Source organism: Streptomyces sp. NPDC057428, from assembly GCF_042803195.1.
In the GTDB taxonomy this organism is placed as follows: domain Bacteria; phylum Actinomycetota; class Actinomycetes; order Streptomycetales; family Streptomycetaceae; genus Streptomyces.
In genome coordinates this window covers 26,936-41,116 of the sequence record NZ_JBHVCT010000062.1, presented here as the reverse complement: position 1 = coordinate 41,116, position 14,181 = coordinate 26,936, and the positions used below count along the sequence as shown (strand labels likewise).

The 14,181-nt window shown below is 69.7% G+C and carries 14 protein-coding genes and 1 tRNA gene; 7 read left to right on the top strand and 8 right to left on the bottom strand.

Annotated features, from left to right (window positions below):
• Positions 1-57: 57 nt before the first annotated feature.
• Positions 58-714, bottom strand: a complete 657-nt coding sequence (locus ACFU5K_RS22470; protein ID WP_384064509.1) for a DUF461 domain-containing protein — start codon at positions 712-714, stop codon at positions 58-60.
• Positions 715-1,432: 718 nt separating this feature from the next.
• On the opposite strand from ACFU5K_RS22470, the gene ACFU5K_RS22465 reads away from it, so the two are divergent.
• From ACFU5K_RS22465 to ACFU5K_RS22440, 6 genes are all read left to right on the top strand, one after another.
• Positions 1,433-1,915: a CarD family transcriptional regulator gene (locus tag ACFU5K_RS22465; protein ID WP_006380568.1), complete on the top strand. Its 483-nt coding sequence runs from the start codon at positions 1,433-1,435 to the stop codon at positions 1,913-1,915.
• Positions 1,916-2,308: 393 nt separating this feature from the next.
• On the top strand, positions 2,309-3,073 hold the full coding sequence (ispD, locus tag ACFU5K_RS22460) for a 2-C-methyl-D-erythritol 4-phosphate cytidylyltransferase (RefSeq protein WP_384064506.1): 765 nt from the start codon (positions 2,309-2,311) through the stop codon (positions 3,071-3,073).
• Positions 3,063-3,578, top strand: a complete 516-nt coding sequence (gene ispF, locus ACFU5K_RS22455) for a 2-C-methyl-D-erythritol 2,4-cyclodiphosphate synthase (RefSeq protein ID WP_384064503.1) — start codon at positions 3,063-3,065, stop codon at positions 3,576-3,578. The genes ispD and ispF overlap by 11 nt, the downstream gene beginning before the upstream one ends.
• A gap of 259 nt (positions 3,579-3,837) precedes the next feature.
• A complete protein-coding gene (gene cysS, locus ACFU5K_RS22450; protein WP_384064501.1) occupies positions 3,838-5,238 on the top strand; it encodes a cysteine--tRNA ligase in 1,401 nt (466 codons plus the stop codon).
• Positions 5,239-5,344: 106 nt separating this feature from the next.
• On the top strand, positions 5,345-6,301 hold the full coding sequence (rlmB, locus tag ACFU5K_RS22445) for a 23S rRNA (guanosine(2251)-2'-O)-methyltransferase RlmB (RefSeq protein ID WP_327116173.1): 957 nt from the start codon (positions 5,345-5,347) through the stop codon (positions 6,299-6,301).
• 544 nt (positions 6,302-6,845) lie between these two features.
• Positions 6,846-8,486 carry a DoxX family membrane protein gene (locus tag ACFU5K_RS22440; RefSeq protein WP_384064499.1) on the top strand — a complete coding sequence of 547 codons (1,641 nt, stop codon included), beginning with the start codon at positions 6,846-6,848 and terminating at the stop codon, positions 8,484-8,486.
• 82 nt (positions 8,487-8,568) lie between these two features.
• On the opposite strand, the gene ACFU5K_RS22435 is transcribed toward ACFU5K_RS22440, so the two are convergent.
• The 3 genes from ACFU5K_RS22435 to ACFU5K_RS22425 all read right to left on the bottom strand — a co-directional run bounded on the left by ACFU5K_RS22435 (position 8,569) and on the right by ACFU5K_RS22425 (position 11,105).
• Positions 8,569-9,288 (bottom strand): NDP-sugar synthase, encoded by a 720-nt coding sequence (locus tag ACFU5K_RS22435; RefSeq protein ID WP_384064496.1) that lies wholly within the window; start codon positions 9,286-9,288, stop codon positions 8,569-8,571.
• Between the two features lie 36 nt (positions 9,289-9,324).
• Positions 9,325-9,738 carry a hypothetical protein gene (locus ACFU5K_RS22430; RefSeq protein ID WP_384064494.1) on the bottom strand — a complete coding sequence of 138 codons (414 nt, stop codon included), beginning with the start codon at positions 9,736-9,738 and terminating at the stop codon, positions 9,325-9,327.
• A gap of 230 nt (positions 9,739-9,968) precedes the next feature.
• Positions 9,969-11,105, bottom strand: a complete 1,137-nt coding sequence (locus ACFU5K_RS22425; protein WP_384064492.1) for an ABC transporter ATP-binding protein — start codon at positions 11,103-11,105, stop codon at positions 9,969-9,971.
• Positions 11,106-11,281: 176 nt separating this feature from the next.
• Here ACFU5K_RS22425 and ACFU5K_RS22420 point away from each other — a divergent pair.
• Positions 11,282-11,355 (top strand) — tRNA-Thr (locus ACFU5K_RS22420).
• A gap of 416 nt (positions 11,356-11,771) precedes the next feature.
• On the opposite strand, the gene ACFU5K_RS22415 is transcribed toward ACFU5K_RS22420, so the two are convergent.
• The 4 genes from ACFU5K_RS22415 to ACFU5K_RS22400 all read right to left on the bottom strand — a co-directional run bounded on the left by ACFU5K_RS22415 (position 11,772) and on the right by ACFU5K_RS22400 (position 13,868).
• Positions 11,772-11,999: a hypothetical protein gene (locus ACFU5K_RS22415; RefSeq protein WP_384064515.1), complete on the bottom strand. Its 228-nt coding sequence runs from the start codon at positions 11,997-11,999 to the stop codon at positions 11,772-11,774.
• Positions 12,000-12,049: 50 nt separating this feature from the next.
• On the bottom strand, positions 12,050-12,472 hold the full coding sequence (locus ACFU5K_RS22410; RefSeq protein ID WP_355225312.1) for a hypothetical protein: 423 nt from the start codon (positions 12,470-12,472) through the stop codon (positions 12,050-12,052).
• Positions 12,473-12,777: 305 nt separating this feature from the next.
• Positions 12,778-13,149: a hypothetical protein gene (locus ACFU5K_RS22405; RefSeq protein WP_384064489.1), complete on the bottom strand. Its 372-nt coding sequence runs from the start codon at positions 13,147-13,149 to the stop codon at positions 12,778-12,780.
• Positions 13,150-13,283: 134 nt separating this feature from the next.
• Entirely contained in the window at positions 13,284-13,868 is a 585-nt protein-coding gene (locus ACFU5K_RS22400; protein WP_384064486.1) for a hypothetical protein, read from the bottom strand.
• Positions 13,869-14,181: the final 313 nt, after the last annotated feature.

The window sequence follows — 14,181 nt, the reverse complement described above, 5'->3', positions numbered from 1 at the left end:
GTCGGAGACGCCCCACCACGTGTGTGCGCCCGCCCGGGACGGGCGGGCGCACGGGAATCACTGGGAGGCCGAGGCCTCGTCCGACGGGGTCGCCGATCCCGCGGCCGACTCGGACGGCTCGCCGGACGCGGACGGGCTGCCGGACTCGGCACCCGGCGTCTCGGTCGCATCGCCCGAGGGCGTGGGCTTCGGCGTCGGCAGCGTGCTCGGGCCGAACTTCTTGAAGAAGCTGGTCGCCGGCACGACGGCGGCACCGAGCTGGATGTCGCCGGTCTCGCTGAACGTGAAGGCCACGTTCTGCACGCTTCCGTCGGCACCGACCTGGCGGCCGTTTTCGATGACGGCGGATGCGTTGTTCTTCCCGCCGAGCACGAGTCGCCCACCGGCCGGGACCACGACCGGGCCCTTGCCCTTGGCGGGCTGGAGCTTCACCGTGGCGTTGCCGCCCGGCAGCGTGATCTTCTCCAGGACCTCACGCTTCGTGCCGTCGTTGAACAGGGTGCCGGTGATGACCGCCGGGCCCTCGGCCTCGTGATCCGGCTGCGTGATCACGTTCAGGTTCTGGATCTTGATGCCGTCGACAGCGGTGGCTGCGTTGTCCGGCCTGACGCCGAGCGTCTGCGCGTTGTTGCCGGCACCGCAGGCGGACAGGGTGGCGATCGAGAACACGAGGGCAGTGGCGCCGAGGGCGCCGTGTCGAAGGCTGCGGCTCACGGCGGCGGCAACTCCTTGAACGTGTCGGACTGCGGACTTCGGACTCTGCGGACAGGAAGGCCCGAGCGGCCGTAAAGCCGCCCTAAGTGTGTGTCAGCGGGCTTCAGGTTACCGAGCCGTGGTCCCGGGCCCGCACCCGACCCGCCCCCCGGGGCGGTCGGACCTGAGGACCGTGCGTCCGGTGCCGAAGTGCCCGGCAGGCCGACGCGCCCGGCCGCGGCCCCACCGTGACGCGTTCCGTGCGGGCCCGGCGCCACTCCCGCCGCGCCGGACAGCCCGGGGACCACGCCGATTCGCAGCGCGTTCACATAAGGCGGCCGGACGGCGTGTTGATCGCGCGGTGATCCAATTTTTGGGGCCACGTATTCACCGCGCATAATCCACCTGGTCGACGACCGTTGATCAATTTCATTGACCATGAAGCTAAGATCCGTACGGGTGATCGATGTCCGAACGGAGTAGGGAAAGTTCACCATCCGGAACGCGACAAAACGGGACGTTCGGCCCCTTCTGGAGGAGTTCCGGGTCGTGTGACGTGTGCCTTTCGGCTCGCCCGTACGCCTGCTCCGACCTGCGAATATCGCCTTCCGGAAGGCTTCCGCAGCACGTTCGTGTTGCAGTTGTCAAGCCCCGAGATATGCCCTGACCTGCGAAAACGCCATTCAGGAGAAGCCGTTCTCGTGTTACTCTTGATAGCCACGGAAGGGGTACCTGTCACATGACGTTCAAGGTTGGCGACACCGTGGTCTATCCCCATCACGGGGCCGCGCTGATCGAGGCAATCGAAACTCGCCAGATCAAAGGCGTGGACAAGACCTACTTGGTGCTCAAGGTCGCCCAGGGCGACTTGACGGTTCGTGTGCCGGCGGACAATGCGGAGTTCGTCGGTGTGCGTGACGTGGTCGGGCAGGAAGGGCTGGACCGGGTCTTCGAGGTGCTGCGCGCACCGTACGCCGAAGAGCCGACGAACTGGTCCCGACGCTACAAGGCAAATCTCGAGAAGCTCGCCTCCGGCGATGTCATCAAGGTCGCCGAAGTGGTTCGCGACCTGTGGCGTCGCGAGCGCGAGCGCGGTCTCTCCGCAGGTGAGAAGCGCATGCTCGCGAAGGCCCGCCAGATCCTGGTGAGCGAGCTCGCCCTCGCGGAGAACACGAACGAGGACAAGGCCGAGGCCCTTCTCGACGAGGTTCTCGCGTCCTGATCCGGACGACACCGATGACCGGATGACACCGGCGAGAAATGTCCGGTCGTATGCATATGTGCCGCGGTGCCCGCTGACAAGCCGTTTTCACGGTGAGTCGTCGGGCGCTGCGGCATGTTCGTCTCTCGGGGAGTGCGAAGCCGACAACGGCACCGTCCGGTGGCGAGATCCAGGGGTCCTACCCCGACCGCGTCCCGGTGTCGATGCCCTCGGTAACCTCGCACCCTCTTCAAGCCCCGGCGGCGGCTTGGCCGACCAGGGGTCACGGAAGGGGTCCCGGTCAGGTCAAGGCGTCGCGCCCGGCTCTCCCCCAACCTACGGCCGGGGGTACCCCCAGGCCACTACCCATGTCGGCCGTGGAAACAAACCTGCCGAAGCTTCGGAGTGCAACCGATGTCACCGATGTCACCGACGCCCGCTGAACCGAGTACCGGCCGCACCGCAGCGGTGATCCCCGCGGCCGGCCGGGGGGTGCGGCTCGGCCCGGGTGCTCCCAAGGCGCTGCGCGCCCTCGGCGGTACCCCGATGCTGATCCACGCCGTACGGGCCATGGCCGCGTCCCGCGCCGTCACCCTCGTCGTCGTGGTCGCACCCCCCGACGGCGCGGCCGAGGTCAAGAACCTCATCGACAGCCACGCGCTGCCCGAGCGCACCGACTACGCCGTCGTCCCCGGCGGTGCGACACGCCAGGAGTCCGTGAAGCTCGGCATCGACGCGCTGCCCGAGGACGTCTCCGTCGTCCTCGTCCATGACGCCGCGCGGCCACTCGTGCCCGTCGACACGGTGGACGCCGTCATCGAGGCCGTACGTGACGGGGCCCCCGCGGTGGTCCCCGCGCTGCCGCTCACCGACACGGTCAAGGAGGTCGAGCCGGGCAAGCCCGGTGCCCCCGAGCCGGTCCTCTCGACTCCCGTACGGGCGAGGCTGCGGGCCGTGCAGACGCCTCAGGGTTTCGACCGGGGCACGCTGGTCCGGGCGCACGAGAGCGTGACCGTCGACGGTGACGGAGCGACGGACGACGCGGGCATGGTCGAGCGGCTCGGCGAGTCGGTCGTCGTCGTGCCCGGCCACGAAGAGGCTTTCAAGGTGACCCGGCCGCTGGACCTGCTCCTGGCCGAGGCCGTTCTCGCGCGCCGGAGGGCGAACGATGGGTTCTGAAGCAGCACGTGAGCAGCCCGCACCCGTGATTCCGCTCGTCGGGATCGGGACCGACATCCATGCCTTCGAGGAGGGGCGCGAACTCTGGTGCGCCGGTCTGCTCTGGGAGGGGGAAGGCCCCGGTCTGGCGGGACACTCCGACGCGGACGTCGTGGCGCACGCCGCGTGCAACGCCCTGTTCTCGGCCGCCGGGCTCGGTGATCTGGGGCAGCACTTCGGCACCGGCCGTCCGGAGTGGTCCGGAGCCTCCGGGGTCACCCTGCTCACCGAGGCCGCCCGCATCGTGCGGGCCGAGGGTTTCGGGATCGGCAACGTCGCCGTGCAGGTCGTCGGCGCGCGGCCGAAGATCGGCAAGCGTCGGGAGGAGGCGCAGAAGGTGCTCTCCGATGCGGTCGGCGCCCCCGTCTCCCTGTCCGCGGCCACCTCCGACGGCCTCGGGTTCACCGGCCGGGGCGAAGGCATCGCGGGCATCGCGACTGCCCTGGTCTACCGCGCCGCGGGCTGACACCGGTCCCGGCCGCCCGGCGCGAGCGGCCGGACGCCGGCTGCCCGATGCGGAAGGCGGGCGGGGCACCCTGGCTCCTGGACGCGCCCGGCCCTGTCCTCCGGCCCGCTCTCGCCGCTGTCCCCTCGCGGGTGCCGCGGCAGCGCTGACCCTGTTCTCCGGATGAGTGAGTCGGCCCGGGGGCGCCGTCATCGATCAGTTGTGACACGTTTTCCACAGGGGGCGCTGGGCACGGGTGCGGGCCCACTACCCTTGAGGGGTGACTATTCGCCTGCACGACACCAACGCCCGGCAGATCCGTGACTTCGTCCCGCTCACAGCGGGCTGCGTCTCGATCTACCTCTGTGGCGCGACTGTCCAGGCCGCCCCGCACATCGGCCACATCCGGTCGGGGCTGAACTTCGACATCATGCGCCGCTGGTTCGAGTACCGCGGTTACGACGTCACGTTCATCCGGAACGTCACCGACATCGACGACAAGATCATCAAGAAGTCGGCCGAGCAGGGTCGCCCCTGGTGGGCCATCGGCTACGAGAACGAGCGGGCGTTCAACGCGGGTTACGACGCCTTGGGCTGCCTCCCGCCGACGTACGAACCGCGCGCCACCGGCCACATCACCGAGATGGTCGAGATGATGCGCGGCCTCATCGAGCGCGGCCACGCCTACGAGGCCGACGGCAACGTCTACTTCGACGTGCGCTCGTTCGAGGGATATCTCGAGCTGTCCAACCAGGATCTCGACGACCTGCGCCAGCCCTCGGGGGACAACGAGACCGGCAAGCGCGACAAGCGCGACTTCGCCATGTGGAAGGCCGCCAAGCCGGGCGAGCCGAGCTGGGAGACCCCGTGGGGCCGCGGCCGGCCCGGCTGGCACCTGGAGTGCTCGGCGATGGCCCACAAGTACCTCGGCAGGGCCTTCGACATCCACGGCGGCGGAATCGACCTGATCTTCCCGCACCACGAGAACGAGATCGCCCAGGCCAAGGCCTTCGGCGACGAGTTCGCGAACTACTGGGTGCACAACGGCTGGGTCACCATGGCCGGCGAGAAGATGTCGAAGTCCCTCGGCAACTCCGTCATGGTCAGCGAGATGGTGAAGGCCTGGCGCCCCATCGTCCTGCGGTACTACCTCGGCACCCCGCACTACCGCTCCATGATCGAGTACAGCGAGGACTCCCTGCGCGAGGCCGAGTCGGCCTTCGCGCGGATCGAGGGCTTCGTCCAGCGCGTGGTGGAGAAGGCCGGGGGGCCGGTCGAGGCCTCCGCCGAGGTGCCGCCCGCGTTCGCCGAGGCGATGGACGACGACCTGGGCGTGCCGCAGGCGCTCGCGATCGTCCACACCACCGTCCGGCAGGGCAATTCCGCTCTCGCGGCCGACGACAAGGAAGCCGCCGTCGCGCGCCTCGCCGAGGTGCGCGCCATGCTCGGCGTCCTCGGTCTGGACCCGCTCGACCCGCACTGGGCGGGCGAGAGCGACCGCGGTGAGGATCTGCACGGCGTGGTCGACACCCTCGTACGGCTCGTCCTCGACCAGCGCCAGTCGGCACGCGAGCGCAAGGACTGGCCCGCCGCCGACGCCATCCGTGACCAGCTCAACCAGTCCGGCCTTGTCATCGAGGACGGTCCCAGTGGGCCCCGGTGGACGCTCGGACCGCGCTGAGCGGGTCCTCGCACCATGCGTGAGCAGCGCAAATGTGCCGCCCGGCCGTCCGGGCGGCACACTTTCACTTGACGACGTTTTTCTGAAGCAACGAAACAGGTAGGTCATGGCCGGGAACAGCCAGCGCAGGAACCGCCGCACGTCCAACAAGAAGGGCATGCAGGTCGGCAGCGGTGGCCAGCGACGCCGTGGTCTCGAAGGCAAGGGACCGACGCCGCCCGCCTCCGTCCGTAAGGGACACAAGAAGAACAGGGTGGCGAACGCCCAGGCCAAGCAGGCCGCGGCACGCCGTCCTGCCCCGCGCCGTGGCGGCGCCAAGGGCACCTCGGAGATGGTCGTCGGCCGTAACCCGGTCTTCGAGGCGCTGCGCGACGGCGTTCCCGCGACCACGCTCTACGTCCAGCAGTACATCGACAACGACGAGCGGGTCCGCGAGGCACTGCAGCTCGCCGGTGAGCGCGGCAACATCCACCTCATGGAGGCCCCGCGCCCCGAGCTCGACCGGATGACGAACGGCCTGAACCACCAGGGCCTCGTCCTCCAGGTCCCGCCGTACGAGTACGCGCACCCGGAGGACCTCACCGCCGCCGCGTACGACAACAACGAGGACCCGCTGATCGTCGCGCTCGACGGCGTCACCGACCCCCGGAACCTCGGCGCGATCGTGCGTTCGGTATCGGCCTTCGGCGGCCACGGCGTCGTCGTCCCCGAGCGCCGGGCGGCCGGCATGACGGCAGGGGCCTGGAAGTCCTCGGCCGGCACCGCGGCCCGTACCCCCGTCTCGCGCGTCACCAACCTGACCCGCGCCCTGGAGGGCTACCAGAAGGCGGGCCTCACCGTGGTCGGCCTCGCCGCCGACGGCGAGCACACCGTCGAGGACCTGCAGGAGCTGGCGGGTCCCGTCGTCATCGTCATCGGCAGCGAGGGCAAGGGCCTCGGCCGTCTCGTCGGCGAGACGTGCGACTACCGGGTCCGGATCTCGATGCCGGGCGGCGCCGAATCGCTGAACGCCGGTGTGGCCGCGGGCATCGTGCTCTACGAGGTGGCCCGCCGCCGGGCGTGAGGCACATGGCGGGGCGAGGCATCCGGGATTCTCCTTCGATGCCGCACCCCGGGGCGCGGCGGACGGGGCATGTCGACACGTCACCCGGCGGTCCGCCGGTGCGGCCCCGCGCCGGATGTCTCGGAGCCGCCACCGGAAGCGCCCCGGGACATCACGCCGTGCGTCTCGGAACGCCGTGAGCCCGACATCACTTCGCCCGAGACGGAGGCCTGCGTGTCCGTCTCCCGGCGAGGCGCGTTACGCGGAGTCCATGACGCCGATTCGCCGCCCGGTCATGCGGAGGTACGTCACCTGTCTGCGCGGCGCTGCACCCGATGTGGTGGTGGATCTCCGCACGCGCTCGGGGGCGTACGGCAGCCGGGAGGCCGCCCGGCCGGACGCGGAGGGCCTGAGCGGGCTCCGTCCGGCCGAAGGACTGGGCCGCGCGCCGTGCCGGTCCGCATGCCTGGATCGGGCAGACTCGCGCTGTGCGGACGGGTGTTGACGGGTCTCGGACACTTCCGATGCGTCAAGGCAGTGTCCTAATCACACATCACTCGGTTAGATGAGTGTGGACACCAGAACGCCTCGGTTCGACGACCAACCCGCCCTGAGCATGACGAAGGTGGACAGCGACCCCGCGCAGGTCATCGTCAGCCACGCCAGTTTCCGGGTGCAGCTCGCCCCGGGTCAGCGCACACGTCTGCGCCCCCTGGGCTCCGCGGGGCCGGCGAGGATCCCCGCGATGAGTGGCGCGGGGGCCCGCAGGCGGGCTCCCGTCGTCTGGAGCGGCAGGTCCGAGCCCGGCGACCCCGCCGCGACCGGACTCCTGCAGGCCGTACGGAACTCCACCGCCGGCCGCCTCGACACCCGCCCCAGCGGCGACTTCGGCGCGGGCTACGACGACGCGGGGGGCGGCACGCAGGTCATCCCGCGCCTGGACGAGACCCAGCCCAACCCCGTGGTCCCCGCGCCCCACAAGTACGGCGGCGGCCGGAGCGGCCCCCTGCTGCCCCCCATGCGGCAGGCCGTCGGCGCCTACGACTCCGCGGGCACGCCGCCGCACGACGGGTACGACATCGGCCACGGCGAGGAGTCCCAGGACGGCGAGGGCCGTGACGGCGCGACCGCCGGGGAGCGCCGCCACGCCGGCGACAACGTCCGGCACGCCTACTACCCCGACCGCCGGATGAACCTCGGCGTCGTGCTCCTCCCGCTGCGCGTCCTGCTCGGTTTCATCTCGATCTACGCCGGCATGGGCAAGCTCTGCGACCCCGCCTACTTCGAGGGCGGCGACCGGGGCTCCATGGTCAAGTGGCTGACCTCGCTGCACCCGTGGTCCGCCGCGGAGCCGCTGCGCGACTTCGCGCTGTCCCACCCCGTCGGCGCCGGGCTCCTGGTCGCCTTCCTCCAGGTCGTCGTGGGCGTCCTCACGGTCCTCGGCCTGTGGCAGCGGGTCGCCGCCGCCTTCGGCGCCCTGCTCTCCGCCGCTCTCCTGGTGACGGTCAGCTGGCGCAGCGTCGCCACCTACGGCGTCTCGGACATCATCTTCCTGGCCGCCTGGAGCCCGCTCGTCATCGCGGGTGCCCCCGTCTACTCCCTGGACGGGCGTCTCGCGGGCGAGGCCTGGCGCACGCTGGGTCCGCGATCGGAGATCCGGGACCTCCGCCGCCGGGTGCTGCGCCGGGGCAGCGCGGTGGCCACCGTGGTCGTCGGTCTGACACTGCTCGTCGGTTCCATGCTGGGCGGAGCGGTCCGCTCCAGCGAGGTCGTCACCGTGCCGGGGCCCGACAGCTACCCGACCAACCAGCTGCCCGGTTCCCCGCTCCCCGGCGAGTCCAAGGCCAAGAAGCGCAAGCCTTCCAGCACCCCGGAGGGCCGTCGTCCGGAGACGTCTCCCTCCAGTGCTCCCGGTACCCCGTCGGCCAAGGAGTCCACTCCGGGGTCCGAATCCTCGCGTGAGTCCGGCCCCACCGCCGGGGCGAGCACGGGGCAGCCCAGCCAGACCCAGGGCACCGGCCAGGCTCCGCCGCAGGAGCCGGAGCCGCAGGAGCCGCCGTCCGGAGACCCCGGCCCCAGCTCCTCCGGTTCCAGCAGCTCCGGCGGGGCCACCGGCGGTTCGGACGGCGGCGGTTCGGACGGCGGTTCCGGTGGCGGTTCGTCCGGCGGCGCCGGCCAGAACCCGATCGGCGGCCTGCTCGGCTGACGACCGCACCACACACGCCGTGAGGGCGGCCACCGGACATCCGGTGGCCGCCCTCACGCATGGACGGGGTGTGCGGGGGCCGTCAGCCGCCCGCGTGGGCGCCGAGTTCCTTCGCGGCCTCGGTGAGGTCCTTCGCGGTGTCGATGGCCCGCCAGTAGGCGCCCTGCGGCAGCGGGTACCCGGCCAGCCGTCGCTCGCGGGCCAGCCTGGGGAACGTCGTACGCTCGTGGTCGCCCAGGTCCGGCAGCATCGTCGTGAAGGAGGGCGCGAAGACGTACACGCCGGCGTTGATCAGGTACGGGGACGGCGGTGACTCGATGAAGTCCGTGATGTGCCCGAAGGCGTCCGTCTCCACGGCACCCCAAGGGATCCGCGGCCGGGCAAGCGCGAGTGTCGCGGTGGCGTCCCGCTCCGCGTGGAAGGCGGCCATCTCCCGCAGGGAGAAGCGGGTCCAGATGTCGCCGTTGGTCGCATACCAGGGCTCCGACGGATCCGGGAGCCGTGTGGCGGCATGCTTGAGACCGCCGCCCCGGCCCAGAGGCTCGGTCTCGACGACGGTCGTGACGCGCAACGGAAGTACGGCGGAGTCCAGCCATTCCTGCAGGACACCGGCGAGATGGCCGCACGAGATCACGGCATCGGTGACGCCCTCGGAGGCCAGCCAGGACAGCTGATGGCCGATGATCGGCGTCCCGGTTCCCGGGATCTCGACCATCGGCTTGGGGCGGTCATCGGTGTACGGGCGCAGCCGTGACCCCTGGCCACCCGCCAGGATCACGGCCTGCGTCGGATACGTATGCATGCCAGGCACGATATGCCGTGCCCGGACATGCCCGGCTCAGCTGAACTGTGCGACCCCCGAGGCGAACGAGGTGTCGCAGACGGGACGGGAGAAGCGGTGGGCGCGGGTCGGGCCGTACTGGTCGACGGCCGCCTTGCCCAGGGCCCTGGCGAGCGACATGCAGTGCCTGGCGAGCGACGGACGCCCCTCGACGGCACGCTGGAGGCTCGTCAGGGCGACGCCCGGGTCCTTCTCCCGGAGTTCCAGCAGGAGCTTGTCCCGCAGAAGGTCCTGCGGTGCCCGTGCCTTGGCCTGCTTGGAGACGGTCTCCGAGGCGGCGGTGAGCAACTGGGTCTCGGTGTCCTGCCCCGACCACTGCACACGGGTGACCGCGAGGGTCCCGGACAGGACCATGACGACGGGCAGTACGAGAGCGAGGGTTCGGCCGATTCGGCGCGCGGTGTGGGTCACGCAGGCGAGCGTAGCGGGCAGTGACGACCCGGCGACATTTCGTCACCCTTGCGGGGGACGGTTCGACGGGGCTTTTCGAATCGCACGTTGACGTGATGGGGTGAATTGGCCGTTCTGCCGGGGTATTTGGTGCCCGGCTGACGCGAAACCCGAAGCCGCGACACGACACGCGAACGGCCCCGCGTTCCTCGGAGGGAGGAACGCGGGGCCGCAGCGGGATGATCGGGTGATCAGTCGGTCAGGCGCTCGCCGGTCGAGGTGGCGAAGACGTGCAGCTCGTCCGGGCGCGGCACGACGTGCAGCTCGGTGCCCTTCTCCGGGACGGCGCGGCCGCCGACGCGGACGACCAGCTCCTTGTGCTCGCCACCGACCTGCGCGGCGCCGTAGACGAACCCGTCGGCGCCGAGCTCCTCGACGACGTTGACGGAGACGGCCAGGCCGGCCGGGGCGTCGGCGGAGCCCTTGGTGAGGCCGTGTGCGGCGGCGCCGCCGTGCTCGACGATGTCGAAGTGCTCGGGGCGGATGCCGACCGTGACGGTGCGGTCACCGCGGTCGGCGGCGGCGGTGAGCGCGGCGCGGGAGACCGGGACGACGCTGTTGCCGAACTTCACACCGCCGTCGGTGATCGGGACCTCGACGAGGTTCATCGCCGGGGAGCCGATGAAGCCGGCCACGAAGAGGTTCGCCGGGCGGTCGTACATGTTGCGCGGCGAGTCGACCTGCTGGAGCAGACCGTCCTTGAGGACCGCGACGCGGTCACCCATGGTGAGGGCCTCGACCTGGTCGTGGGTCACGTAGACGGTGGTGATGCCGAGGCGGCGCTGCAGCGAGGCGATCTGCGTACGCGTAGACACGCGGAGCTTGGCGTCGAGGTTCGACAGCGGCTCGTCCATGAGGAAGACCTGGGGCTCACGCACGATGGCGCGGCCCATGGCCACACGCTGGCGCTGACCACCGGAGAGCGCCTTCGGCTTGCGGTCCAGGTAGTCGGTGAGGTCCAGCATCTTGGCGGCCTCTTCGACCTTCGCCCGGATCTCGGTCTTGTTCACACCGGCGATCTTCAGGGCGAAGCCCATGTTGTCCGCGACGGACATGTGCGGGTAGAGCGCGTAGTTCTGGAACACCATGGCGATGTCCCGGTCCTTCGGGGGCAGGTGCGTGACGTCGCGGTCACCGATGCGGATCGCACCGCCGTTGACGTCCTCGAGACCCGCGAGCATGCGCAGGGAGGTCGACTTGCCGCAACCGGAAGGACCGACGAGGACGAGGAACTCGCCGTCCTCGATGTCGATCTCGAGCTGGTCCACGGCCGGCTTCGTGGAGCCGGGGTAGACGCGGGACGCCTTGTCGAACGTGACACTGGCCATGACGATGCTTCTCCTCACCGGCAGGAACGTGCCGGACGATCCGAGTAATGGAGTGGTGTGGTCCACCGGAGTGAACCTGGAGTGACGCTACCTGGCGATTTCGGATCTGTCAGTAGTCCAAGGTCCCGAATATTGGGCGTGACCAGGCCGTGGGGTTGGTTAGACTGCCTTGGCACGCCTCCTTAGCTCAGCTGGCCAGAGCAACGCACTTGTAATGCGTAGGTCATCGGTTCGAATCCGATAGGGGGCTCGACGGAACCCCAGGTCACATAGCCCGTGACCTGGGGTTTTCGCCTTTCCTTGATCAGTTCGTGGTCTACGCCACACGCCTGATTCGGCTCCGAATCGACTCGTGGGGGCCAGATGGGGGCCCGGGCACGCAATGCGTAGGTCTCGGGTTCGAACCCCGAAAGCAGATGTGAGAAAAGCCGGGCCGGACACGCTCTGACCTGGTCTTTTCTGATTTGCCTGAGCGGCCTCTGGTCCGAACCGCTTGCCGATTGGGCCCTGAGGCGGCCCGGCAGGCCCAATCTGGGGCCCGCGCGGGCCGTGCCGGTCGTTTTCCCCATCGCCGACATGGTCGTGAGCGTGATGTCGACGGCCAGCGCCAGACTCCGCCTCATCGGCGGCAGGCCGGGCAGCTCTACCAGCGCAGTCGGAGCAGAACTATGGGTACGTTTTGCGGTTCGATGACGTGGACGCGGTGCTCCAAGTGGCGCGCGTTGTCGGAGACGATCCCGGGAAGACGCCCTGAGCGTGGCGGGCGCGAAGGCCGCGCATCTTGAGTACGCCGAGGCGGGGGACCAGGTACAGCTCGATGGCGCGGGCGTACTCGTGGACGGTGGTCCTTTTAAGCTCGGTCTTCTTCCTGTGCCAGCTCAGCAGGAACTCCACCACGGTAAGCCCACGTTTGTGACCTTCGGATCGGCGCCGAGCACCGCCGGTCAGGGCGCGGGGTCGGTCTTGGCGGTGTCGTTGACGTTGGTCAGGCAGGCTTTCATGAAGGCGTCGCGGTGGATGTTGCCGCCGGTGGGTTCCTGGGAGATCTGGGCGTACTCCTGCGAGCAGGTGCTGTCGCTCGCGGTGTAGGTCATGCTGCCGTCGTCGACGTACACGCCCCCCGATATCACGCCGGACGCGTAGGCGCCGAGGAGCGTTGAGCGGCCGAAAACGGGCTTGTCCACAGTCTTGGTGACGACCTTGGGCGGGCGAGACTCGGCTTGATGGGCGCGGTGGTCGGCAGTAGCCGCCTGGCGGCGGGCGGTGGCGAGCGCGGAGTGGGTACTGACGTGGTCCACCGTGGCTGCGGTGACGGACAGGGCGGTCAACCCGCAGGCGGCAATGGCAATGACGTTGGCTCGGTTCACGGTTGTCCTTCAGGTAAGGAAATCGGAGGGGGAAGACCACGCAGCAGGTCGTGGGTGCGGCCCGGAGGCGGCGGAGCATCGCCTCGCCGCCGCGCAAGGCGTACTGACCCGCTCGGGCAGGCAGTCAGCCAGCGTTGGTGGTCCACTTGCCGCTGAAGAATGAGCTGCCGCCGCGCCACCGTCACCTCCCTGAGTGGGAGGGTGCGGGTTCGAGGCGGTGCCGGATCTTGGGGGCCGCAATTCGCCCGGACACGACGGGCCCCGCTCGCGTCTGTGCGCGGGGCGGCCTCCTCGGCGCGGGCTGGTCAGTATGCGCCGCTGTCCCGTAGCTCACTCACGACCTGCGCCCGCAGTTCCGGGCAGTACGCCTTCACGCCCATCAACAGCAGTTCGTTCGCCTCTTGCTTCTGCGTGCCCCAGTCCGGCCCGTACGGGTACAGACCGCCCTCGTCGAACATCCACTTCACGCTGTGCCCCGCGCCCAGACCGTCGCACCACTCCTGTGGAAAGTCGATGAGGTCACCGTCGGATGGCTGCCGCTCGGCCCAGCTGCGCCACGACGCAAGGTGCACGGCGTCGAGGAACTTGACTTCCCTGCTGACACTCGGCGACGCCTTCGGCTTGGCAGGCGTCTTGTCGTCGCTTGTACTGCCACAGGCAGCAAGCGAAGCGAGCATGGCAGCGGCCAGTAGCACGCTATTGGTAAAGCGGCGCATCGTGTCCCCAGGGTGTGTGAAGTCGGCACGGGGCAGCCACGGTTGAATGAACCAAGGCCCACCGTCACGGGTCGGCGGGGCCTTGGCCGAAGAGATCAGTAGTTGGCGTTGGCGATGAGGTCACCATCCTGGCCGTAGACGCTGACAAGCCCGTTCTTGGACTCGTAGCAGGACGTGAACGCCGAGGCGATGAGCTTCGCGTCCCCCTGGCTGTCGCTCATAAGCCCGCCACTGAAGTCGGTGTAGACCTCAGCCGCGTCCAGGATGTCGTTCCGCTTGTCCGCGCCGGTCACCTTTGTCACGTGCTGGACAGCCTTCTTCTCCGTCGCCGTACCGGACTTGGCGACGCAGGCCTTGAACTGCTCTGCCTGCGTCTTCGTGTTCGTCTTCGTCTTCTGCGTGGGCGTCGCCTCGGCCTTGTCGGACTCCGGCGTGCGGCCGGCGGTGACGGCCTTGTCCTTGGCGCCGGTGTCGATGGAGTCGCCGTTTCCGCCACCGGCCGCGGCGGCGATGCCGATCAGAACGAAGAGGGCAATGACGCCGAGGCAGCCGAAGCCGACGATCTTCCCTGCCTTCGACTTCTTCGGCGGCTGCGGCTGGAACGGCGGAATGCCGTGGCCCTGCTGCTGCGGGCTGCCCCAACCGGGCTGGGGCTGCTGCGGGTACTGCTGCTGGCTCATGGTCCCCCCAGGGGATGTAGATGCACCTTGCGGGTGCGTGTGACGTGTGAAGCTGGAATGTGCGTCAGGCGGCCCAGGCGTCGAGGGCGCCTGTAGCCCACAGCGGGACCAGGCGGCGAACAACTGGAGCTTGACCAGGCTGGGCCGGCGGGCCTGGGAGCGCAGGGTGTCGTAGCACTCGGGCATGTCCGTCCCGCCCTGCTGCCAGCTGTGCAGGTGCCGCAGCGCCTGCAAGTGAGAGGAGAACGACGATCCATGACAGTTGTCGCCTCCTTGCCTTCGCGACGGGACAGCGGGAGAGAGGGCGGGCGTA

Coding starts and splice junctions, on each gene's coding strand:
- rlmB (WP_327116173.1), top strand. CDS start 5,345: ATGGCCGGGAACAGCCAGCGCAGGAACCGCCGCACGTCCAACAAGAAG.
- ACFU5K_RS22400 (WP_384064486.1), bottom strand. CDS start 13,868: ATGAGCCAGCAGCAGTACCCGCAGCAGCCCCAGCCCGGTTGGGGCAGC.
- ACFU5K_RS22465 (WP_006380568.1), top strand. CDS start 1,433: ATGACGTTCAAGGTTGGCGACACCGTGGTCTATCCCCATCACGGGGCC.
- ispD (WP_384064506.1), top strand. CDS start 2,309: ATGTCACCGATGTCACCGACGCCCGCTGAACCGAGTACCGGCCGCACC.
- ACFU5K_RS22405 (WP_384064489.1), bottom strand. CDS start 13,149: ATGCTCGCTTCGCTTGCTGCCTGTGGCAGTACAAGCGACGACAAGACG.
- ACFU5K_RS22435 (WP_384064496.1), bottom strand. CDS start 9,288: ATGCATACGTATCCGACGCAGGCCGTGATCCTGGCGGGTGGCCAGGGG.
- ispF (WP_384064503.1), top strand. CDS start 3,063: ATGGGTTCTGAAGCAGCACGTGAGCAGCCCGCACCCGTGATTCCGCTC.
- ACFU5K_RS22425 (WP_384064492.1), bottom strand. CDS start 11,105: ATGGCCAGTGTCACGTTCGACAAGGCGTCCCGCGTCTACCCCGGCTCC.
- ACFU5K_RS22440 (WP_384064499.1), top strand. CDS start 6,846: ATGAGTGTGGACACCAGAACGCCTCGGTTCGACGACCAACCCGCCCTG.